Below are 21,605 nucleotides of genomic sequence, written 5' to 3'. Positions count from 1 at the left end.
CACCAGCGGCCGCGCCTCGTCACCGGCAGCCGGGACGGCGCCCCGTCACCAGCGGCCGAGCCGGACGGAGAGTACGGCGAGCGCGGCGACGCCGGCGGTGGAGGTCCGCAGCACCTCGGCGCCGAGCCGGACCGGCACCCCGCCGGCCGAGGTCAGGGTGGTCAACTCCTCCGGGGCGATGCCGCCCTCCGGGCCGACCACCAGTACGATCTCGCCGTGCTCCGGCAGCGTCACGGTGGCGAGCCGCTGCTCCGCCTCCTCGTGCAGGACGAGTGCGGTGGCGCCGACGAACCGCTGGGTCACCGTCGCCAGGGACGCCGCCGGCACCGACGACGATCCGCCGACCGCCGGCAGCCAGGAGCGGCGTGCCTGCTTGGCCGCCTCCCGGACCGTCGCCACCCAGCGGTCCCGGGCCCGGGCGCCGCGTTCGGCCCGCCACTGGGCGACCGAGCGGCCCGCCGCCCAGGGGACGATCTCGTCCACCCCGACCTCGGTCATCGACTGTACGGCCAGTTCGGCCCGCTCCCCCTTGGGAATGCCCTGTACGACGACGAGCCGGGGGTCGGGCGGGTCGACGTACCGCCGGGTGGTGACGGAGGCGGTCAGGGTGCCCCGGCCGACGGCGGTGACCACGGCGGTGGCCGTGCCGCCCCGCCCGTCGGCGAGCAGCAGTTCCTCGCCGGTCCGCAGCCGTTGCACGGTCGCGGCGTGGTGGCCTTCGGGTCCGTCCAGCGTGACGACGTCGGCCGACGGCAGCGACTCGACCAGGAACAACGGGGCACTCACGCCGAGCAGGTTAACCCACCGGCGTCCAGCCGCTGCTGATTCGGCCCCGGCAGCGGCCGGATCAGCTGGCGGGTCGGATCAGCCGTGGCCGTTGAAGGCGTCGCGCATCCGGGAGAAGAAGCCGCCCTGCTTGCTGAGCTCGGCGACCTCCTCGCCCCGGGTCTTGGCGAACTCGCGCAGCATCCGTTCCTGGTCGGCGTCGAGCTTGGTCGGCGTCCGGACGTCGAGGTGCACGTAGAGGTCGCCCCGGCCGGTGCCGCGCAGGTGCGGTACGCCCCGGGCCCGCAGCCGCAGCGTCGACCCGGGCTGGGTACCCGGCTTCACGTCGACCGGCTCCTCGCTGTCCAACGTCTTGATGGTCAGCCGGGTGCCGAGCGCCGCCGCGGTCATCGGCACGGTGACCCGGCAGTGCAGGTCGTCACCCTTGCGGGAGTAGACGTCGTGCGGACGCTCGTGGATCTCGACGTACAGGTCACCGGCGGTGCCGCCACCGGGGCCGACCTCACCCTGCTGGGCGAGCCGGATCCGCATGCCGTCCTCGACCCCGGCCGGGATCTTGACGGTCAGCGACCGCCGGGTCCGGACCCGGCCGTCACCGGCGCAGGTGGGGCAGGCGTGCGGGATGATCGTGCCGTAGCCCTGGCAGACGGTGCAGGGCCGGGACGAGACGACCTGGCCGAGGAAGGTCCGCTGCACCGACTGGACCTCGCCGCGCCCACCGCACGCCTCACAGGTGGAGAGGTGGGTGCCGGGTGCGGTGCCGGCGCCGGAACAGGTCGTGCAGAGCACCGCGGTGTCGACGGTGATCGGCGCCTCCACCCCGAACGCGGTCTCGTGCAGGTCGAGTTCCAGCCGGAGGATGGCGTCGGCGCCGGGCCGGGTACGCGGTCGCGGCCCCCGGGAACCACCGGCGGCCCCGAAGAACGCGTCCATGATGTCCTGGAAGCCGACGAAGGGACCACCGGCACCGCCCGGTCCGGGGGCTCCGCCGCCGCCCGGCGCGAGCGGGTCCCCGCCGAGGTCGACGATCTGCCGCTTCTGGTCGTCGGAGAGGACCTCGTACGCGGCGTTGATCTCCTTGAACTTCTCGTGTGCCTCCGGGTCCGGATTCACATCCGGGTGGTACTGCCGCGCCAGCTTGCGGTAGGCACGCTTGATCTCGTCGTCGGAGGCGTCCCGGCTGACGCCGAGAATCCCGTAGTAGTCCCTGGCCACTGCGTTCCGTGTCCTCATGTCTGTCTCGCGTTACCGTCCGCCGGTCGTCAGCTGAGCCTTGGTGGTCAGTTCTGCGCAAGGTGTGGGTGGGTCAGTTCTGCGCCAGCACGTCGCCGACGTAGCGTGCCACGGCCCGCACCGTGGCGATGGTGCCCGGGTAGTCCATCCTGGTCGGTCCCAACACGCCGAGCCCACCGACGATGGTGGCCCCTGGCCCGTAGCCGGTGCTGACCACCGAGGTGGCCCGCAGGTTGTCGATCTCGTTCTCGTCGCCGATGCGTACCTGGAGGGTGTTCGGTTCGACCTCGCCAATCAGCTTGAGCAGGATGACCTCCTCCTCCAGCGCCTCCAGGATCGGACGCAGCGAGCCCTGGAAGTCCAGCAGGCCGCCCCGGGCGAGGTTGGCGGTGCCGGCCAGGGCGATCCGTTCCTCGTGCCGTTCGACAAGGGTCTCGAGCAGGACGCTGGCGAGGGTGGCCATCGCCGACCGCAGCGCCGGGGGCGCCTCCTCGACCAGTGCCTGGACCAGGGGCGGGGTGTCGACGAGCCGCTTGCCACCGAGCCGCTCGTTGACCAGGCGCCGCAGGTCGATCACGTCGTCCGCGCTGGCCGGCGCGGGCAACTCGACGAGGCGCTGCTCCACCCGACCGGTGTCGGCGATCATGACGAGCATCAGGCGGGTGGTGGAGATGGGTACGAGTTCGAGGTGGCGTACCGAGGACCGGGCGAGGCTCGGGTACTGCACGACCGCGACCTGCCGGGTCAACTGGGCGAGCAGCCGTACGGTGCGGTGCACCACGTCGTCGAGGTCGACCGCGCCGACCAGGAAACGCTCGATCGCCCGACGCTCGGCCGGGGTGAGCGGCTTCACCCGGGAGAGCCGGTCGACGAAGAGCCGGTATCCCCGGTCGGTGGGCACCCGGCCGGCGCTGGTGTGCGGCTGCCGGATGTAGCCCTCCTCCTCCAGCACGGCCATGTCGTTACGGACGGTGGCTGGAGACACCCCGAGCTGGTGGCGTTCGACCAGGGCCTTGCTGCCGACCGGCTCCTGGGTGGCGACGTAGTCCTCCACGATCGCGCGCAGCACGTCGAGCTTGCGGTCGTCGAGACCCATCCTCACCTCCCTGCGACGTCCCGGCCCCGGCTGCCGACACGACCGGGGCGACCACACGGTCGGGCCACGGATACACCTTGGCACTCGACCGTATCGAGTGCCAGTCTACGACCACGGCGCAGGAGACGCGATGATCGTCTGGATGGGCGCCGCGATCCGGGCCTCCCGCGCCTGCCGATCCCGGACCACCTGCTTGTTGGCACACCCTACCCTGGCCGGGCCAGCCGGTACGGTCGACTATTGTCCAGTTTCAATCGCCAGGGGGCGTCTGGCGCCGTTTGGACGGTGCACCTACCGTGACCCCCATGACTGAACCACCTCGCCCTCCCGGAGAGTACGGCTCGCACAATCCGTACGACGCGCCGGGCACTCCCCCGCCCACCTCCGGTGGCGGCTACCCCCCGCCGACCTCGGGTGGCGGCGCCTATCCCCCGCCCACCTCGGGTGGCGGCTACCCGCCGCCCACCTCGGGTGGCGGCGCCTACCCGCCGCCCGGTGGCTACCCGCCCCCTGGCGGCTACCCGCCGCCCGGCGGTTACCCACCCCCTGGTGGTTACCCGCCGCCCGGCGGCTACCCGGCGGGTGGCCCGTACGGCGCTCCCGCCCCGGCCGGCTACGCCACCAGCGACGAGAAGACCTGGGCGCTGATCGCGCACTTCGGTGCGATCATCGCGGGCTTCATCGCGCCCCTGGTCGCGATGCTGGCCAAGGGGAACGAGTCGCCGACGGTCCGGGCACACGCGGTGGAGGCGCTCAACTTCCAGATCACCTGGGGCATCGCCTCGTTCGTGGCGGTGATCATCTCGATGTGCACCCTGGGCATCCTGTTCTTCCTGCCGCTGATCACCTGGCTCATCGCGGTGATCTTCGCGATCCTCGGCGGGATGAAGGCCAACGAGGGTGTGCTGTACCGCTATCCGATGAGCTTCCGGATGGTCAAGTAGCCCCGACCGGGCCGGAGTCAGCCAGTCCCGACCGGGCCGGACCGGCCACGGCCCGTGCCGGGGTCATCGACGCCACCACGCGTTCGCCGATCCCCGGGCACGGGCCGTCGGACACCGCCGTCGCCCGCGATGCCGCTGGTACCGGTGGTCAGGGCAGCAGGTCACGGACGACGGCGTCGGCGAGCAGCCGCCCGCGCAGGGTCAGCACCGCCCGACCCTCCTCGTACGCCGGCCGGCTCAGCAGCCCGCCGGCGAGCGCCTCCGCCGCGCCGGCCCGCCCCGGCCCGTCGAGGACCGCCAGCGGCAGGCCGGTGGCGAGCCGGAGCCGCAGCAGCACGTCCTCCACCCGTCGGTCCTCGGCCGAGAGCAGTTCCCGCCCCTGACCGGGGGACTGCCCGGCGCCGAGCCGGGCAGCGTACGTCGTCGGGTGCTTGACGTTCCACCAGCGGACCCCGCCGACGTGGCTGTGCGCCCCCGGGCCGAGGCCCCACCAGTCGCCGCCGGTCCAGTAGAGCAGGTTGTGCCGGCACCGCGCCTGCGCCGAGGTGGCCCAGTTCGAGACCTCGTACCAGGAGAAACCGGCCGCGCCGAGCCGGGCCTCGGCCGCCAGGTAGCGGTCCGCGGCCACGTCGTCGTCCGGGTACGGCAGCTCGCCGCGCCGCATCCGGGCCGCCAGCCGGGTCCCGTCCTCGACGATCAGCGCGTACGCGCTCACGTGGTCGACCCCGGCGCCCACCACGGCGTCGAGCGAGGCGGCGAAGTCGTCCGCGCTCTCCCCCGGCGTCCCGTAGATCAGGTCGAGGTTGACGTGGTCGAAGCCGACCTCCCGGGCCTCCTCGGCGGCGGCGGTGGCCCGACCGGCACTGTGCCGGCGGTCCAGCACCGCCAGCACCCCCGCGGCCGCCGACTGCATGCCGAGCGAGATCCGGGTGTAGCCGGCGGCCCGCAGCGCCTTCAACGACTCGCGGGTCACCGACTCCGGATTCGCCTCGGTGGTGACCTCCACGTCGCCGGCCAGCCCCCACAGCCGGTCGATGCCGTCCAGGATCCGGGCGAGGTCGTCGGTGGGGAGCAGGGTCGGAGTACCCCCGCCCACAAAAACCGTGTCGACCCGGGGCGGCGGGCTGTCACCGAGCACCCGGCCGGCCAGCGTCAACTCGGCGAGCACCTGGTCGGCGTAGCCGTCCCGGCCGGCGCCGCCGCCCAGCTCGCTGGCGGTGTACGTGTTGAAGTCGCAGTAGCCGCAGCGGCTGGCGCAGAACGGGACGTGCACGTAGACCCCGAAGCCACGCCTGCCCACCTCCGTCCGGGCGGTGTCGGGCAGCGAGCCGTCGACGGGTACGGGTTCGCCTTCTGGGAGGGTTCCGGGCATACGACTAGTGTGCCGGCATGACCTCAGCCCCCGAACCGCTCGTCCGGGTCTCGACCGCCCACGGAGTGACGACTCTCACCCTGGACAGCCCGGGCAACCGGAACGCGCTCTCCACCCCGTTGCTGACCCAGTTGCTCGACGCGCTGGCCACGGCGGTCGCCGACGACGCCGTACGGGTGGTCGTGCTGTCCCACACCGGGCCGGTCTTCAGCTCCGGCGCGGACCTGAAGGAGACCGCGGCCGCGTACGAGAACGGCACCGTGCCGGTGGCGAAACTCGGTGACGTGCTCGCCGCGATCCGGGAGTGCCCGAAGCCGGTGGTGGCCCGGATCGGCGGGCCGGCCCGGGCCGGTGGTCTCGGACTGATCGCGGCGGCGGACATCGCGATCTGCGTACCGGAGGCCACCTTCGCCTTCACCGAGGTACGCCTCGGGGTGATCCCGGCGGTGATCTCGGCGACCGTACTGCCCCGGCTGCAGCCCCGGGCGGCGGCGGAGCTGTACCTGACCGGCGACGTCTTCGACGGGCGCCGGGCGGCCGAGATCGGCCTGGTCACCACGGTGACCCCCGCCGAGGCGCTGGACGAGGCGGTGGCCTCCTACTGTCTGGCGCTGGTACGCGGCGCGCCCGCCGCGCTGGCCGGGGCGAAGGAACTGCTGCGTCGCCCACCGGCCGCCGACCTCCGGGCCGAACTGGCCGAGCTGCGTGACCTGTCGGTGCGGTACTTCCACTCCGCGGACGGGCGGGAAGGTGTCGCGGCGTTCCGGGAGAAGCGGCCCGCCCGGTGGGTACCCGAGATCTGACCCGCCCGACGGGTAACCGGGAGCCGACCCGACGACCGACGGCCGGCGGGCCGGCGAGCCGGCGAGCCGGAAAGCGACAACCGGTACGGCCCGGCACATTCCACGCCGGCACTGCCGGGAGGCTGGGCGGTCATCGTAGGCTGTGCCCACTATCGATCAGGGGGTGGCGGTGCGGACTCGGGCGGTGGTGGCGGCGGGAGTGGCCCTTGCGACGGTCGCTAGCTTCGGCATCTACCTGGGAGCCCGCGAGTTCGGGCACAAGCTGCCGCTGCCCCGCCCGGCGAGCGGCTGTGTCGTCGAGGCCGACGGTCGGGTCAGCCTCAACGCCGAGCAGATGGCGAACGCGGCGACCATCGCGGCGGTGGGGATCCGACGGAAGATGCCGGAACGGGCCGTGGTGGTGGCGTTGGCGACCGCCTTCCAGGAGTCGCGCCTGCGCAATCTGGCCGGCGGCGACCGGGACTCGGTCGGCCTGTTCCAGCAGCGGCCGAGTCAGGGTTGGGGCACACCGGAACGGATCCGGGACCCTCGGTACGCGGCCACCAAGTTCTACGACGCCCTGCGCAAGGTACGCGGCTGGGAGCAGATGGAGATCACCGACGCGGCCCAGAAGGTGCAGCGGTCCGCCTTTCCCCGGGCGTACCAGCAGTGGGCCGACGAGTCGGAGGTGCTGACCCGGGCCCTGCTCGGCAACGCCACCGGCGCGGTGGCCTGCACGGTCAGCCGCGACCCGGTGATCCGGGGCTCGGCCGCGGCGGCGGCGCTGAGCGCCGGCCTGACCCTCGACTGGGGTCGGCTGGACACGGTCTCCCCGGCCGAGCTGACCGGTCTGGCGGTGCCCACCTCCAGCGTGCAGGCAGGCTGGCGCTACGCGCACTGGCTGGTGTCGCACGCCGGGGACCACGGGGTGAAACGGGTTCGTTTCGGCGACCTGCAGTGGACCGCCGACGAGGGCAGGTGGTCGCCGGTCCAGGGCGCCGCGACCGCCGACCAGGTCGTCGCCGAGGTCTTCACGGACTGAGTGGCGCCCCACCGGACAGGCGCCCTCCGGCTCCTTCGCGGACGGCTCCCACCCGGCCGGTTGCGACGTCCAGCCGCCGTAAAACACTGCATCCGATAACCCGCAGTGATTGCACAAACGGGCATAACCCGGGTTTCTTCGCAAAAGATCAGCGCAGTAGCGACTTTCTGTCAGATCGCCATTTCTGTCCGTGCCACCGGTACGAAGTCCACCGACACTCGCCGATGCCCGGGTCCCGCACAGCGCTGCGGGTCTTGCGTACCGCGTTACGATCGGCAGCCTGTGTGCTCAGAACGAGTTTCACCTCAGGGGAGGGGATGGACGCGGTGTTCGACTACGGCGGCCGGACGGGATACGAGCCGATCAGTGACACGGACCGCAAGGAGTTCCACGAGCAGGGCTTCCTGCTGCTCCGCAACGTCCTGACCGAGGACCACCGCGCCGCCCTGGAAGAGGCGGTCGACCGGGTCTACGCGGAGGAGAAGGCGGCCGGCCGGACGACCAAGGACGGCACCCTGCACCTGCTGGGCTTCCTCGAGCGGGACGAGCTCTTCGGCGAACTGCTCACCCACCCGATCGCGTTCCCGTACATGTGGGGCCTGGCGGGCTGGAACATCTACACGCACCACAACCACCTGGACGTCACGCCGCCGGCGCTCGAGCCGGAGAAGCCCTACTGGGGCTGGCACCAGGACGGGTACCGGCAGAACTCCGACCCGGAGACGATGGACCCGAACCTGCCGCGGCCGATGTTCTCGCTCAAGGTCGCGTACGTCCTCTCCGACCTCTCGGAGAAGGGCCGGGGCGCCACCAAGGTCATCCCGGGCAGCCACCTGTGGAACTCGCTGCCCCGCCCGGCGGACCTCACCGTGCACAACCCGGACCCGGAGGGCACGGTGGAGATCACCGCCAACCCCGGTGACGCGTTCATCTTCGACCGGCGGCAGTGGCACTCCCGGTCGACGAACCTCTCCACCATCACCCGGAAGATGCTCTTCGTCGGCTACACCTACCGGTGGATCCGGCCGCTGGACGAGCTGCACCCAGACAAGAACGGGCCGTGGTACCAGAACCGCACGCCGGTACAGCGCCAGCTGCTCGGCGAGGGTACCCACACCGCCAACTACTGGGGCATCAACTGGGACGGCTACGTCGACGACGAGATCCCGCTGCGTAAGGAGCTCAAGGAGCGCGGCCTGCTGGACCGCAGCATCCCCTGGCTCCGCTGACCCGTCGCCCGACGAACAGCTCAACCGGCCCCGCCGACCGTCCGGTCGGCGGGGCCGGTGCCGTACGGCGTCCGGCGGCCGCCGCAACGGCGCGGGGCGCCGGCCAATCAGGCCAGCGCCCCGAATCCGCAGGGGGTGTCGATCAGTACCGACTGATCCGGCGGCGTCGGCCGACACCGGCCACCAGGGCCACCGCGATCGCGGCCAGGGCGACCTGGACCAGCAGCTCCATCCAGTCGATGCCGGCGGTCTCGGTCGCGATGCCGGCGGCTCGCGCGATCACGGTACCGAGCAGCGCGGCGCCCACACCGATGAGCATGGTCAGCCAGATCGGCATGTCCTGACGGCCGGGTACGACCAGCCGACCGAGCGCGCCGACGATGAGACCGATGATGAGCGCGGTGATGATGCCCCAGACGGTGAGTTCCACGGCCGTCCTCCTTCGGATGCGGTCACACGGTGTTGTGATGACTGCAAGGTTCCCGAAGGCGCAAAAACTCAAACCGGCCTAGCGGCACAGACGTCGCACGGCGTCCCGAACAGCCGCATCCATCGTGGCGAAGGCCAACGGGGGCGGCGCGAGCAGGGGAAACCACGTCGCCTCGGTGGCCTCGGCCCGATTGAGGGCGATCACCTGGTCACCCAGTGTGGCCAGGAAGAAGATGTCGAGGACCGGGAGCACCTCGTCCTGGAACTCGTAGCTCCCGACGTACATGCCGAGGTAGTCACCAAGCGTCAGGTCGACGCCCAGCTCTTCGCGGCCCTCCCGGACCGCCGCGTCGGCCGGGTGCTCCCCGCCGTCGCAGAATCCGCCCGGTAGCTCCCACCGGCCGGCCATCGGCTCCGCCGCCCGCCGCAACGCGAGGAACCGGGGACCGTCCGGCTCCGCCACGGACCCCGGCGACGCCGCAGCCCGGCCCGGACCTGGTACGCCTGCCGGACGGTCGAGGATGACCAGTCCGGCGGTGGGTCGGGCGTTGACGAAGAGTTGGTAACCGCAGCGGGTGCAGGCGGTCGGGGCGGGACCGGGCAGCGGGGTGGCGCACCGGGGGCAGAAGGCGGCGCTGGGGCCGTACCCCCGAGGGGTCACTTCTTGCCGCCGGCCTTGCCGCCGCCGTCGCCGGAGTCGCCGGTGGAGAGCGCGGCGATGAAGGCCTCCTGCGGCACCTCGACCCGGCCCACCATCTTCATCCGCTTCTTGCCTTCCTTCTGCTTCTCCAGCAGCTTGCGTTTCCGGGTGATGTCGCCGCCGTAGCACTTCGCGAGCACGTCCTTGCGGATCGCCCGGATGGTCTCCCGGGCGATCACCCGGTTGCCGATCGCGGCCTGGATCGGCACCTCGAACTGCTGCCGGGGAATCAGCTTCTGCAGCTTCGCCGCGATCGTGACACCGTAGTTGTACGCCTTGTCCTTGTGCACGATGGCGCTGAACGCGTCGACCGGCTCCCCGTTGAGCAGGATGTCCACCTTGACCAGGTCGGACTGCTGCTCGCCGGAGGGCTCGTAGTCGAGCGAGGCGTAGCCCTTGGTACGGCTCTTGAGCTGGTCGAAGAAGTCGAAAATGATCTCGGCCAGGGGCAGTGTGTAGCGCAGCTCGACCCGGTCGGCGGAGAGGTAGTCCATGCCCTGCAGCGACCCGCGCCGTCCCTGGCACAGTTCCATCACCGCGCCGACGTAGTCGTTCGGGGTGAGTACGGTCGCCCGGACCACCGGCTCGTACACCTCGGCGATCTTGCCGGTCGGGTACTCGCTCGGGTTGGTCACGGTGACGTCGGTGCCGTCCTCCATCCGTACCTGGTAGACGACGTTCGGGGCGGTCGAGATCAGGTCGAGCCCGAACTCCCGCTCCAGCCGCTCGCCGATGATCTCCAGGTGGAGCAGGCCGAGGAAGCCGCAGCGGAAGCCGAAACCGAGCGCGGCGGAGGTCTCCGGCTCGTAGCTCAGCGCGGCGTCGTTCAGCTTCAGCTTGTCGAGCGCGTCCCGCAGCGCCGGGTAGTCCGAGCCGTCGATCGGGTAGAGCCCGGAGTAGACCATCGGCTTCGGGTCCTTGTAACCACCGAGCGCCTCGGCCGCCGGTCGGGCGTTGATGGTGATGGTGTCACCGACCCGGGACTGCCGGACGTCCTTCACCCCGGTGATCAGGTAGCCGACCTCGCCGACCCCGAGCGCGCCGGCCTTGACCATCTCCGGGGAGATCACACCGATCTCCAGCAACTCGTGCACCGCGCCGGTGGACATCATCTTGATCTTGTCGCGAGCCTCGATCCGACCGTCGATCACCCGGACGTACGTCACCACGCCGCGGTACACGTCGTAGACCGAGTCGAAGATCATCGCCCGGGCCGGTGCGGCGGCGTCCCCGGTCGGCGGGGTGAACTGCCGGACGATCTCGTCGAGCAGGTACGGCACCCCCTCGCCGGTCTTGCCGGAGACCCGGATGCAGTCGGCCGGATCGCCACCGATCAGGTGCGCCAACTCCTCGGCGTACTTGTCGGGCTGGGCAGCCGGCAGGTCGATCTTGTTGAGCACCGGAATGATGTGCAGGTCGTTCTCGAGCGCGAGGTAGAGGTTGGCCAGCGTCTGGGCCTCGATCCCCTGCGCCGCGTCGACCAGCAGGATCGCACCCTCGCAGGCGGCCAACGAGCGGGACACCTCGTAGGTGAAGTCCACGTGGCCCGGGGTGTCGATCATGTTGAGCACGGCCTGCTCGCCCTGCCGCTCGCCCTCGCGTACGGTCCACGGCATCCGGACCGCCTGGCTCTTGATCGTGATGCCGCGTTCCCGCTCGATGTCCATCCGGTCGAGGTACTGGGCACGCATCTGCCGCTCCTCGACCACACCGGTGAGCTGCAGCATCCGGTCGGCCAACGTCGACTTGCCGTGGTCGATGTGGGCGATGATGCAGAAGTTCCTGATGCGGCCAGGTTCGGTGGCACCAGGGAGGTTCGCGCCGGAGTCGGGCGTCGGTGGCACGGCGATCCGTTCTGCTGGGCTGACAACTGTCGGGCCCTCTATGTTCCCATGCCGTCCCGGGACACCCGGTCGAGCCCGTCGGATCGTCCCGGCGTACCCCGGCCTGCCCCGCACCCGGACCCTCACCGTGACCGTCCCGGCCCGCAGGGTGACCACCCAGGCTCCCGCAGGATGACCCGCCCGGCGCGACACGACCGGTCCGGCTCGGGGGTTCCGGGTACGTCGACCGGACCAGGGCAGACTTGGCGCCATGGCAGTCATCTCGGTGCCCCCGCGACCGTACGACACGACCGCCGTACGACCCGGCTGGGCTGATCTTCCTGCCGAACTCCGGGCGGCGATCAGTGCCCGGCTGGGTTCCCGGGTCAGCTGGGCCGGTACCGCCGGCGGCGGATTCACCCGGGGCTTCGCGGGCGTGCTGCAGACCGTGGCCGGGGACCGGGTCTTCGTCAAGGCCGCCTCCCTGGTCGACCAGCGTCATCTGAGTGACTGGTACGCCCGGGAGGTCGCGATCACCGCCGCACTGCCGGCCGGGCTGCCCGTCGCCCGGCCCCGCTGGACGTTGACCGCCGCCGGCTACTACGTGGTCTGCCTGGACGCCATCGACGGACGGATGCCGGCACTGCCCTGGTCCCGGACCGATCTCGAGGCGACCCTCGTGGCGTACGCGACGGTCGCCGAGGCGCTGCGGGAGCCACCGGCCGAACTCGCCGCTCTCGGCGCGCCCCGCCTCGCCGACCTGGCCCGCGCCGACCTCGCCTGGTGGGGCGAACTGGCCACCGGCCGCGAAACGCTGCCGAACCCGCCGGCCGTGGCCCGGCACCGGTTGCCCGACCTCGCCGCCCTGGAGGCCCGGCTACCCGGGTACGCCGAGACCACGGCGATGATCCACTGCGATCTCCGGGTCGACAACGTGCTGATCGACGCCGCCGGTGCGAGCTGGATCTGCGACTGGACCTGGCTGTGTTTCGGGCCGGCCTGGTTCGACCTGGCCGGCCTGCTGGTCACCGCGTACGCCAGCGGGCTGCCGGCCGACGACCTGTTCGCTGCCCATCCGGCGGCCCGCGACGCACCGGACGACGGCCTGGACGCGGCGCTGGCCGCACTCGCCGGCTACTGGCTCGTCCGGGCGGCGGCCGGGCCGAGCACCGCTTCCCCGCACATCCGTGGACACCAGCAGTGGAGTGGCGAGACGGCACTGTCGTGGCTCGCCGCCCGCCAGGGCTGGCAGTGACCGCCCGGTCATTTTGGCCTTGGACGTGGGCACCTGGTAACGTGGGATTTCGCGCGTGCCGACACGGCCGCAGTGTGACGTGCCTTCCCGCATGTCACGTGCTTCTCAACACGTGACGCGGGTCCCGCATGTGACGTGGTCGTCGCCCGCGCGTAATCAGGCAAACGGAAACCCTAGCTACCAGGCTGAGCTAGCTACCAGGACGAGGCTGTCGCGTGGCGAACATCAAGTCCCAGATCAAGCGCAACCGGCAGAACGAGAAGCGCCGGTTGCGTAACAAGTCGGTCAAGTCGTCGCTGAAGACCGCCATTCGCAAGTTCCACGAGGCGACCGAGAGTGGCGACAGCGCCAAGGCCACCGAGCTGATGCGGGACGCCTCGCGCAAGCTTGACAAGGCGGTCAGCAAGGGCGTGATCCACCAGAACCAGGCGGCGAACCGCAAGTCGGCGATCGCCAAGCGTCTGCAGTCGCTCTCCGCCTGACGCGCTCCGCAGATTTCTGCACGGTGGCCCCGAGCCGGTCGGCTCGGGGCCACCGTGCTGTGCCCGGCCGCGTCCCGGCGCTGAAATCCGGTACGGCGACGGCCCCACTCGTCATGGCTCCATGTCATGTCACTCGTAGCCGCCGACAGCCGGTCCGTTCGGCAGGCCCCGGTGTCACTCGTAGCGGCGTCGGGCGGACTGCCGGGCCCGCTGGCGGCTACTGTCCATCGGATCCAGCCGGACCAACCACCGTCGGGTCGGCCGTTCGACCAGCCGGTCGTTGCGGCGGCACCCAGCGGCTGCTGATCCGGAAGCCCCGGTCTGCTGCCGGCTCGACGGCTCGGTTGGTGGGAACCAGGGCGCCCGTGGGTCCCGGCCCGACCATGCGACGCCGCCCGTCTGGTCCGGGGCGACCCGGCTGGCCGGTGGGACAGCCGCGGACGGGCCGGTCACCATGAGTGGTGACAGGCCCGGCACGCCGGCCCGGAGGCGTTCCATGAGATCCAGATCAGGGCGGGGCTCCCAGTCGGACTCCGGCCGGGGCCGGGCACCGGATTCCAGCCGGGCCCGGACCATCGAGGTCATGCTCAGCGGACGTCCGGCCGGGACGAGCCGGGCGATCAGGCGCCCACCGACGTCCCGTATCCCGGGGGCGAAGCAAAAGAGCGCACCGGCAGAAAGCGCACCGCCGGGAACCGTGCCCGTGGCCGTGCCGGGCACCGTCACCGCGCCGGATGCGGCGACTCCGGTCAGGGCGTCGGTCGGCGGTTCCGACCCGGGGTCCGTCAGCAGCGCGCCGGGTACCCGGGCCCGTCCGACCGCCGGCTGCAACTCACGGCGGAACCGCTGGCGTTCCTGGGCGGGCACCCGGGCGGCGGTCCGGGCCACCGCCGCGGCCACGAGATCGTTGGCCTTCACCATCGCCGCGACGGAGACCGGCAGCAGGAACACTGCCCACCAGTTCACCAGCTCGGCCAGGGCGAGCAGCAGACCGAGCGACACCATGCCCTCGAAGTAGAGGAAGCACAGCACCCCGCCCGGATCGACGTGACGCAGCCGGAGCACACGGGAGTACAGCGGCCGTAACCGCTCCTCCTCCTCGGCCGACAGCGCCATCGCCCAGGTCATCGTCGGCCGCTCACCCCGCGCGCGGTCGCGACGGCGACCACCGCCCGTTCCAGGGCGTAGCCCCGGTCCTCGGCGCCACCCTTGACCGCGGCGTTGCACTCGGCCGCGGCGTACATCGCGTCGGCGATCCCCTCGGGGGTCCAGCCGCGCCCCACCCGCTGGGCCTTCTCGATCTTCCAGGCGGGCATGCCGAGGCTGCTTGCCAGCTGGTACGGGTTACCCCGACCCGCCGAGCTGACCCGGGCCACCGTACGTACCCCGTCGGCGATCGCGTCGGCGATCGGGACCGGATCGACCCCGACGTGCAGTGCCCAGCGCAGTGCCTCCAGCGCCCCCGGTACGTCTCCAGCCATGGCGGCGTCGGCGACGGTGAAGCCGCTCACCTCGGCCCGACCCCGGTAGTACCGCGCGACCGTGTCGGCCCCGATCCGGCCGTCGGTGTCGGCAAGCAGTTGGGAACAGGCGGAGGCGAGTTCCCGCAGGTCGTTGCCGACCGCCGCGATCAGCGCCTCGGCCGCCTCCTCGGTGCACCGGCCACCGCCACGGCGTACCTCGTCGCGGACAAATCCCACCCGCTCGCGGTGTCCCTTCAGTTTCGCCGCCGGTACGACCTCCGCGCCCGCCGCCCGCAGTCCGTCGGCGAACGCCTTGCCCTTCGCCCCGCCGGCGTGCGTCACCACCAGGTGCACCTCGGGGTCGGGGTGCTTCGCGTACGCCAGCAGTTCGGTCACCAGGTCCTTGCGGGCGTCCTGTCCAGCTCGGACGATCAGCACACGGCGACCGCCGAACAGGGACGGACCGAGCAGTTCGGCGATCTCTCCCGGGTTCAGTGCCCCGGCCTCGTGGTCGTGTACGTCGACACCGGGATCGGCGGCCCGGGCCGCCTCGACGGCACCGGCCACCGCCCTGGTCACGAGCAACTCCTCGTCGCCGAGGACCAGGAGGACAGGAGCGAGGTTCGTGGACGTCACGTGGTCATCGTCGCACGCGGTGCCGGCCGGTCGGGCCTGGTCATCCGGGTAGCTACGGCTGACCCCGCACTTAGCGCAAATCCAGACATTTATCTTAACTCAGGCATTTCTCGTGGTCCTGCCGTCGCTCGTCTCCGTCCCGGCCGCCGGGTCATCGCCCGTTGTCCTCGCCCGGCGGCAGTCCGCGTACCGCCACCGCAAGCCGCCCGCCGTCGGTACGTACCACCGCCAGGTCACCGTCCCGGTCGGTGCGGAGCACCCGGACCCCGGACCGGGTCAGCCGATCCAGCAGGCCGGGGTTGGGGTGCCCGTAACCGTTGTCGGTGCCCACCGGTACCAGCGCCACCGCCGGGTCCACCGCCTCCAGGAAGGACCACTCCTGGTACGCCGATCCGTGGTGCGGCACCTTCAGCACGTCGGCGCGCAGCGATCCGACCGGTGCCCGGTCCAGCAGTGCCCGCTGCTCCTCGGTCTCCGCGTCCCCGGTGAGTAGTACCTGAACACCGGCAACCTCGGCACGCAGCACCACGGAGTTGTTGTTCGGATCCGAGCGGGTGCCCCGGATCGGATGAACCGGAGCGAGCCCGGTCAGCGCCACGGCACCACCGAGATAGGTCCAGCCGGCACCGATCTCCCCCACCGGCACGTTCCGCAGGGTGGCGGCCCGGTGCACGGCGGCCCGTGCCTCGACCGGTTCCGGCCACGGCGGAACGGCGATCCCGCCGACCGCCCGACCCCGGAGAACGCCGTCCAGACCACCCACGTGATCGGCGTGGAAGTGGCTGACGACCAGTAGCGGCACCGTCCGGATCCGGAGCCGGCGCAGGCACCGGTCGACCGGATTGGGGTCCGGGCCGGCGTCCACCACCACCGCCCGGCCCGGGCCGACCGGCAGGACCAGGGTGTCGCCCTGACCCACCGCGCAGGCCACCACCACCCAGCCCGGCGGCGGCCAACCGGTCGCGATCAGCCGTACCGGCAATGTCCCGACGACCACGGCGGCGGTGACCACGGCGACGAGTCGGCGGACCAGCGGGCGACGGACCGCGACCAGCAGGGCGAGTGTCAGCGCCGCGAGCAGCAGCCCACCGGCTGCCCCGTCCAGCCAGGGCAGTGTGCCGGCGGGCACCTGCGCGCCGTACCGGGCCACCAGGACCAGCCACCAGGCCGGCCAGTGCCCGAGCCAGGCCAGGATCTCGGCGCCGGTCGGCCAGAACGGGGAGAGCACCGCGGCGGTCACGCCGAGCACGGTGGCCGGTGCGACAGCCGGAACCGCCAGGAGGTTCGCCGGTACGGCCACCAAGCTGACCGTTCCGGAGAGCCCGGCGATCACCGGGGCGCAGGCGAGTTGCGCGGCGGCCGGGATCGCCAACGCCTCGGCCAGCCCGGGCGGCACGCCCCGGCGACGCAGTCCGTCCCGCCAGCGCGGGGCGAGCAGCAGCAGGCCACCGGTGGCCAGTACGGAGAGCGCGAACCCGGCGTCGCCGGCCAGTTCCGGATCAACGACGACCAGCACCGTCACCGCGCCGGCCAAGGCCGGGAGAGCCGCCCGGGGTCGACCGGTGGCCAGTCCGATCAGGCCGATCGCCCCCATGGTCGCGGCCCGTACGACGCTCGGCGACGGCCGGGCCAGGATGACAAAACCGACCAGTGCCGCCCCGCAGCAGAGCGCGGCGAGCCAGGGCCCGGCCCGGGCCCACCGGGTCAGCAACAGCACGGCACCGATGACAATCGCGACATTGGAACCTGACACAGCAGTCAAATGGGTCATTCCGGTGGTCTGGAAGTGGTGTTCGACCACCGGTTCCAGGCGGCTCGTGTCACCCACCACCAGCCCGGGAAGCAGCCCGCCCGGCTCGGCCGGCAGCGGCGCGCAGGCCCGCTGCAGACCGGCCCGCAGGGTGCCTGCCAACCGCTGGCCCCAGGATGACCTCCCACGCAGCTGGGGTGGGGTGGTCACCGTCAGCACGGCCGCGGTGAGGTCTCCGCCGCGTGGCGTCCCGAGGCGTCCGGTGGCGGTCAGCCGCTGTCCGGGCAGCAGGTGCCGCCAATGGGGATCGGCGGCCAGCACCAGGATCCGCGCCGGCAGGCGCAGCCGACCCCCGACCGGCCGCTCCAGCCAGCCGAGTCGGGCCGAGAGCAGGTACGTCGTCGGTCGACCGGCCGGGGCGGCCAGAGTCCGGGGGTCGTCCCGGACCACCAGTTCGACGGTGACCCGGGTTCGCGCGTCGGCCAGTTCGCGCAGCGACGCGGCGTCGCGTACGCCGAGTCGGGCGGCGGTGGCGGCGCTGCCGCAGAGCACCCCGAGCAGCACCGTGACCACGATCCAACCGTGCCGCTCCAGCACCGGAACCGGTCGACGGATCAGTCGATGTCCGAGCACCAGCGCGATCGCCACCGCGAGCGCCGCGACCAGCATCGCCATGCCGGCGGTCGACCGCAGGCAGGCCAACGCGGAGAGCCAGGCACCCACGGCAAGCCCGGCCAGACGCAGGTCCGAGCTCTGGCGACTGCCACTGTCGGGGTCTGCCCCGTCCGCCGGGCCGGACGGGGCAGACCCGGTGGGCAGTGCCCGTCGACTGGACCAGGCCGACCGGCGGGCCGCCGCCGGGCCGAGCGACGCGAACCGACTGGGCGGGGCCGGGGCCGGACGGTCGGTCCACGTCTGCCCGTTCTGGCCCCTGGTCTGCCCGGTCACACCGTCACCAGGTCCTTCAGGTCCTCGTACCGGGCGTCGCCGATGCCGGTCACCTGGCGCAGGTCACCCACCGCTCGGAAGCCACCGCTGCGCTCACGGTGGTCGACGATGCGTTGGGCGAGCACCGGCCCCACTCCGGGCAGAGCATCGAGTTGCGCGGCGGTGGCGGTGTTGAGGTTCACCTTTTCGGCGGGACCGATCCCGGTGGCCGAGGACGATCCGTCCCCGGCCGGTCCGGCCGCCCCGGGTGGCGGTGTGACACCGACCAGGATCAGCTCACCGTCGGCCACCTTGCGGGCCAGGTTGAGCGACGCCATGTCGACCCCGGGTTGCGCCCCGCCCGCGGCGGCGAGGGCGTCCGCGACCCGCGCTCCGGCGGGCAGTCGTACCAGTCCTGGCCGACGAACCCTGCCGGCCACCGCGACGACCAGCTCGGCGGGGCTCGGGCCGACACCGGAGTCGAGCGATCCGGATACGAGGGGTGCCGCGGCGGTCGGTGCGTCCGGTACCGGTTCGCTGTGTGGACGGGACAGCCAGGCCCAGCCCGCCGCGACGAGCACCACCACGGTGGCCACCACGGCAAGTGCCCGGACGCCACGCCGTCCCGGATCGAACGCGCCCGGCCCGGTCAGCCGTCGCGATCCGGTGCCGTCCGATCCGGTCAGCCGTCGCGGTCCGGTGCCGTCCGGTTCTGCGTCCTCGCCGGCCCCGGCCGCCTCGCGCCGCCTGGCGTCGTTTCCCCGCTCGGCTCCCGGATCGACCCCCGGGTCGGCCGACGGACCATCCTGGTCGACGCTCCGACGGGTGGTCCCGTCCAGCTCCCCACCGGCGGTGCCGCCGGCCTCCCCCACGGCGGCGGGAAGGCCGGTGGGGAACCCATGCCCGTCACCGCCGGCCCTGCCCGGGGGTGGCGAACCGGATCCGGCGTACTGCCACGGGTCGGCCGTCGGCCGTCGCGGGCGGACCCCGGACGTGGCCGGCGCCCCGCCTCCGCGCCTCTCGTCGGCGCCGAAGAGCCGGTCCAGGCGCTCTCGCACGATCGTCTCGTCGTCGGACACCCGCCGAAGCTAGACCCGGCACCAACCCGCCTGCCGGCCGAGCATGCACCGCTGTGGACAACCTACCCCACTGTGGACAACGCCCTGATCATGGCCAGATGTGCTAGCGAGCCGGCGCGGACCTCGACATCCGGACCGCCGGGCCGGGGAGACCCCGGCCGCCGACCGGCACACGACGGCCGGGGGGTGATGCCCGCTGGGCAGGCGCCCCCGGCCGACGATGATCGGACTCAGTACGGGTTGCTGGCGTGGGTCAGCGTCTCCCAGGCGACGAAGAGATAGTTGGTACCGGCCGGACGCTGCTGCTCGGTGAGTTGCTGGCTACGGGTCATCGGCACACCGCGCCGGAAGTTCAGCGCGTTGAACGCGACCTCGGTGACCGGGCCCAGCCCGAGGTTGAGCGTGCCGCCGCAGAGCGAGGACGGCACCGGGTCACCCAGTTGGTAACGCGAGTGGAAGCCAAGCGCGTGCCGGAGCCGGTCCTGGATCTCGGGATAGATGTCCTGCCCCTGGTGCCGGAGCGTCTCCGCGACGTGGGAGATCGCCGAGATGCCGTACCCGGTGTGGGTGAAGTCCCGGCAGGTTTCCTGGGACAGCCCGTCGACGAACGTCGACTGTCCGTGCCAGTACGACACCACCTCGGCCCGGGTGTCGATGTGACTGCCGACCGGACCCCGGGGGTAGGCGCCGTCGGTGGTCAGGTAGAGGAAGGCGGGCAGCCGGTCGCGAAACCTGGCCAGCGCCCGGTCGTAGACGCCCCGGTCCTCGAGGAAGACGGAGATGCCGAGGGTCGCCTCCATCATGCTCAGTTCCCAGTTGCCGTTGCTGGTCAGGTTGCCGTTGACGATCTCCGGCAGGTAGACGTCCCGGAGCATCGTGGCGAACCGGCTGACGCCGGTCGAGGACCAGCCGCCGTACGTGTACCGGATGATCTCGGCCGCCCGGGGCCAACTCGACCCGGCCCACGCGGTCTGCAGCGGCGCGTTGCTGTTGGTGTGGTCCCGGATCACCGCCGACCAGGCGTCCATGATCTGAATGGCCTTCTCGGCGTACCGGCTGTCCTGGGTGACGTACCAGGCCAGCGCGAGGGTGTAGGCGGCGAGCGCGTCCTGTCGCTCGTCGGTGCAGCCGTTGTTGGGGTTCGAGTACGACCCGCACTCGACGACCGCCCGTGGTTTCGGGGTACGCGACAGCGAGGCGAAGTTGCTCGCCATCATCTGGTCGAAGGCACCCCGCCAGGGTTGCGTGCCGGCGTTGACCCGGGACCGGATGAAGTCGAGCTGCGGGCGGCTGACCAGCACCCCCGGGTGGGTGAAGGTTGCCGGTGCGGCCTGGGCCGACGACGGGTTGCCGGGGCCGGCGTACGGGACCACCACCGCCGTCACGGCCAGCAGCGCACCGAGAGCGATCAGCCGGGGAATCCTGCCCCGGAGACGTGACCTGGACACAGCACTTCCTCCTGCTCGGAACACCGGAGCGCCGCCGGTCGGGCGACAACTCTTAGGAAGGTTTGTTGTCCAATGCGACCACGTCAATCGATCTCAGTCAACCCATTGCGGGCCCAGGTATCCGGAACGGGCCCTTCCCATACAAACCCCCTCCTCACCGTCGATGGACGACAACGCAGGCCAGGCCCGGCCCGACGTGTGCGCCGATCACCGCACCCGCCTCGGTGACGTACCGGGCCCGTACCCGGGGGCCGAGGCGGGAGTCGAGCGCCGCAGTGAGTTCGGCCGCCCGCCCGGGAGCGGCCAGGTGGTGTACGGCGACCTCGACGTCCCCCTCCCCGGCCACCTCGACGGCCAGGTCGACCAGCCGGGCCAGTCCCCGCCCGGCGGTCCGGACCCGGTCCCGCAGCGCGATCGTGCCGTCGACGACGTGCAGGATCGGCTTGACCGACAGCGCCGTGCCGAGCAGCGCCCCGGCGGCGTTGATCCGGCCACCTCGACGGAGGAGTTCCAGGGTGTCCAGGTAGAACAGGGTGCTGGTCCGGTCGATGGCGTCGAGCGCGGCCTGCCGTACCTCCGAAAGCGGCACGCCCCGGTCGGCGGCCTCGGCGGCGGCGACGACGGGAAAGCCGAGGCCCATCCCGGTCGACCGGGCGTCGACCACGCCCACCTGGTCGCCGAGCTCGGCGGCGGCGAGCCGGGCGGCCTCCACCGTGCCGGAGAGCTCGGCCGACAGGTGGACCGAGAGCACACCGGTGGCGCCTCCGTCGGTGAGCAGTCGGCGGTACGTCCGGACGAACTGTTCCGGTGCCGGGCGGGAGGTGGTCATCGTGCTCCGACGCGCGCTCAGCGCACGGGCGGCGTCGGCCGGGGTGACGTCGACGCCCTCCAGTCCGGCGACCCCGTCCACGACCACGGTGAGCGGTACGACGGTGAGCCGGTACCGGTCGACGAGTTCCGCCGGGAGGTAGGCGGTGGAGTCGGTGACAACCGCGACGGGCATTCCGGCACGGTAGCCGATCGGCGAGAAAAGCGGAGGGTGTGCGGTGTCGGAGCCGGCGACCGACCGGACCGGGCGGGGTGACCCGGCCGCGCCGGGCCCGCGACGATCCGACCGGTCGGGCGGGGT

General features: G+C 72.1%; 18 protein-coding genes and 1 pseudogene. 6 read left to right on the top strand and 13 right to left on the bottom strand.

From position 1 onward, the window contains the following. Positions 1-45 precede the first annotated feature (45 nt). From ABGB21_RS17305 to hrcA, 3 genes are all read right to left on the bottom strand, one after another. The gene (locus tag ABGB21_RS17305) at positions 46-786 is read right to left on the bottom strand and encodes a 16S rRNA (uracil(1498)-N(3))-methyltransferase (protein WP_347654101.1); all 741 of its coding nucleotides are present in this window, start codon (positions 784-786) and stop codon (positions 46-48) included. A gap of 78 nt (positions 787-864) precedes the next feature. After that, positions 865-2,001 carry a molecular chaperone DnaJ gene (gene dnaJ, locus ABGB21_RS17300; protein ID WP_347654153.1) on the bottom strand — a complete coding sequence of 379 codons (1,137 nt, stop codon included), beginning with the start codon at positions 1,999-2,001 and terminating at the stop codon, positions 865-867. 91 nt (positions 2,002-2,092) lie between these two features. Next, on the bottom strand, positions 2,093-3,115 hold the full coding sequence (gene hrcA / locus ABGB21_RS17295) for a heat-inducible transcriptional repressor HrcA (RefSeq protein WP_347654103.1): 1,023 nt from the start codon (positions 3,113-3,115) through the stop codon (positions 2,093-2,095). 305 nt (positions 3,116-3,420) lie between these two features. On the opposite strand from hrcA, the gene ABGB21_RS17290 reads away from it, so the two are divergent. Continuing rightward, positions 3,421-4,059: a DUF4870 domain-containing protein gene (locus tag ABGB21_RS17290; protein WP_347678526.1), complete on the top strand. Its 639-nt coding sequence runs from the start codon at positions 3,421-3,423 to the stop codon at positions 4,057-4,059. A gap of 148 nt (positions 4,060-4,207) precedes the next feature. Here ABGB21_RS17290 and hemW read toward each other — a convergent pair whose 3' ends face one another. Then, complete coding sequence (gene hemW / locus ABGB21_RS17285; RefSeq protein WP_347654107.1) at positions 4,208-5,431, bottom strand: radical SAM family heme chaperone HemW; 1,224 nt, start codon at positions 5,429-5,431, stop codon at positions 4,208-4,210. 17 nt (positions 5,432-5,448) lie between these two features. Between hemW and ABGB21_RS17280 the strand changes: the two genes are divergently transcribed. The 3 genes from ABGB21_RS17280 to ABGB21_RS17270 all read left to right on the top strand — a co-directional run bounded on the left by ABGB21_RS17280 (position 5,449) and on the right by ABGB21_RS17270 (position 8,484). Beyond that, positions 5,449-6,234, top strand: coding sequence for an enoyl-CoA hydratase-related protein (locus ABGB21_RS17280; RefSeq protein ID WP_347654109.1), 786 nt, complete (start codon positions 5,449-5,451; stop codon positions 6,232-6,234). Between the two features lie 163 nt (positions 6,235-6,397). Continuing rightward, positions 6,398-7,255: a hypothetical protein gene (locus ABGB21_RS17275; protein WP_347654111.1), complete on the top strand. Its 858-nt coding sequence runs from the start codon at positions 6,398-6,400 to the stop codon at positions 7,253-7,255. A gap of 284 nt (positions 7,256-7,539) precedes the next feature. Then, a complete protein-coding gene (locus ABGB21_RS17270; protein ID WP_347654113.1) occupies positions 7,540-8,484 on the top strand; it encodes a phytanoyl-CoA dioxygenase family protein in 945 nt (314 codons plus the stop codon). A gap of 142 nt (positions 8,485-8,626) precedes the next feature. Here ABGB21_RS17270 and ABGB21_RS17265 read toward each other — a convergent pair whose 3' ends face one another. From ABGB21_RS17265 to lepA, 3 genes are all read right to left on the bottom strand, one after another. Beyond that, entirely contained in the window at positions 8,627-8,914 is a 288-nt protein-coding gene (locus ABGB21_RS17265; RefSeq protein WP_347654115.1) for a GlsB/YeaQ/YmgE family stress response membrane protein, read from the bottom strand. Between the two features lie 78 nt (positions 8,915-8,992). Next, the gene (locus ABGB21_RS17260; RefSeq protein ID WP_347654117.1) at positions 8,993-9,574 is read right to left on the bottom strand and encodes an NUDIX domain-containing protein; all 582 of its coding nucleotides are present in this window, start codon (positions 9,572-9,574) and stop codon (positions 8,993-8,995) included. Beyond that, positions 9,571-11,457, bottom strand: coding sequence for a translation elongation factor 4 (gene lepA, locus ABGB21_RS17255; protein WP_347654119.1), 1,887 nt, complete (start codon positions 11,455-11,457; stop codon positions 9,571-9,573). The genes ABGB21_RS17260 and lepA overlap by 4 nt, the downstream gene beginning before the upstream one ends. 250 nt (positions 11,458-11,707) lie before the next feature. On the opposite strand from lepA, the gene ABGB21_RS17250 reads away from it, so the two are divergent. Both ABGB21_RS17250 and rpsT read left to right on the top strand, forming a co-directional pair. After that, on the top strand, positions 11,708-12,691 hold the full coding sequence (locus ABGB21_RS17250) for a phosphotransferase (RefSeq protein WP_347654121.1): 984 nt from the start codon (positions 11,708-11,710) through the stop codon (positions 12,689-12,691). A 215-nt stretch (positions 12,692-12,906) separates the two neighbouring features. Beyond that, entirely contained in the window at positions 12,907-13,173 is a 267-nt protein-coding gene (gene rpsT / locus ABGB21_RS17245) for a 30S ribosomal protein S20 (protein WP_107269985.1), read from the top strand. Positions 13,174-13,974: 801 nt separating this feature from the next. On the opposite strand, the pseudogene ABGB21_RS17240 reads toward rpsT, so the two are convergent. The 6 genes and pseudogenes from ABGB21_RS17240 to ABGB21_RS17215 all read right to left on the bottom strand — a co-directional run. Continuing rightward, positions 13,975-14,301, bottom strand: a pseudogene (locus tag ABGB21_RS17240) (hypothetical protein); the annotation flags it as partial. Then, a complete protein-coding gene (gene holA / locus ABGB21_RS17235) occupies positions 14,298-15,272 on the bottom strand; it encodes a DNA polymerase III subunit delta (protein WP_347654123.1) in 975 nt (324 codons plus the stop codon). The gene holA and the pseudogene ABGB21_RS17240, both read right to left, overlap by 4 nt. Before the next feature lie 151 nt (positions 15,273-15,423). Then, positions 15,424-17,766 (bottom strand): ComEC/Rec2 family competence protein, encoded by a 2,343-nt coding sequence (locus ABGB21_RS17230; protein WP_347654154.1) that lies wholly within the window; start codon positions 17,764-17,766, stop codon positions 15,424-15,426. A 200-nt stretch (positions 17,767-17,966) separates the two neighbouring features. Further along, the gene (locus tag ABGB21_RS17225; protein WP_347654155.1) at positions 17,967-18,821 is read right to left on the bottom strand and encodes a ComEA family DNA-binding protein; all 855 of its coding nucleotides are present in this window, start codon (positions 18,819-18,821) and stop codon (positions 17,967-17,969) included. A gap of 437 nt (positions 18,822-19,258) precedes the next feature. Next, the gene (locus tag ABGB21_RS17220) at positions 19,259-20,476 is read right to left on the bottom strand and encodes an alginate lyase family protein (protein ID WP_347654125.1); all 1,218 of its coding nucleotides are present in this window, start codon (positions 20,474-20,476) and stop codon (positions 19,259-19,261) included. Between the two features lie 154 nt (positions 20,477-20,630). Beyond that, on the bottom strand, positions 20,631-21,479 hold the full coding sequence (locus tag ABGB21_RS17215; protein WP_347654127.1) for a DegV family protein: 849 nt from the start codon (positions 21,477-21,479) through the stop codon (positions 20,631-20,633). Positions 21,480-21,605: the final 126 nt, after the last annotated feature.

Origin of the sequence: Plantactinospora sp. B24E8 (assembly GCF_039871735.1) — a bacterium.
Classification (GTDB): Bacteria; Actinomycetota; Actinomycetes; order Mycobacteriales; family Micromonosporaceae; genus Plantactinospora.
This window is presented reverse-complemented; position numbering and strand designations above follow the sequence as displayed.

Excerpts from the sequence above, each read along its gene's own strand:
- ABGB21_RS17250 (WP_347654121.1), top strand. The coding sequence starts at position 11,708 with ATGGCAGTCATCTCGGTGCCCCCGCGACCGTACGACACGACCGCCGTA.
- ABGB21_RS17215 (WP_347654127.1), bottom strand. The coding sequence starts at position 21,479 with ATGCCCGTCGCGGTTGTCACCGACTCCACCGCCTACCTCCCGGCGGAA.
- hrcA (WP_347654103.1), bottom strand. The coding sequence starts at position 3,115 with ATGGGTCTCGACGACCGCAAGCTCGACGTGCTGCGCGCGATCGTGGAG.
- hemW (WP_347654107.1), bottom strand. The coding sequence starts at position 5,431 with ATGCCCGGAACCCTCCCAGAAGGCGAACCCGTACCCGTCGACGGCTCG.
- ABGB21_RS17280 (WP_347654109.1), top strand. The coding sequence starts at position 5,449 with ATGACCTCAGCCCCCGAACCGCTCGTCCGGGTCTCGACCGCCCACGGA.
- ABGB21_RS17290 (WP_347678526.1), top strand. The coding sequence starts at position 3,421 with ATGACTGAACCACCTCGCCCTCCCGGAGAGTACGGCTCGCACAATCCG.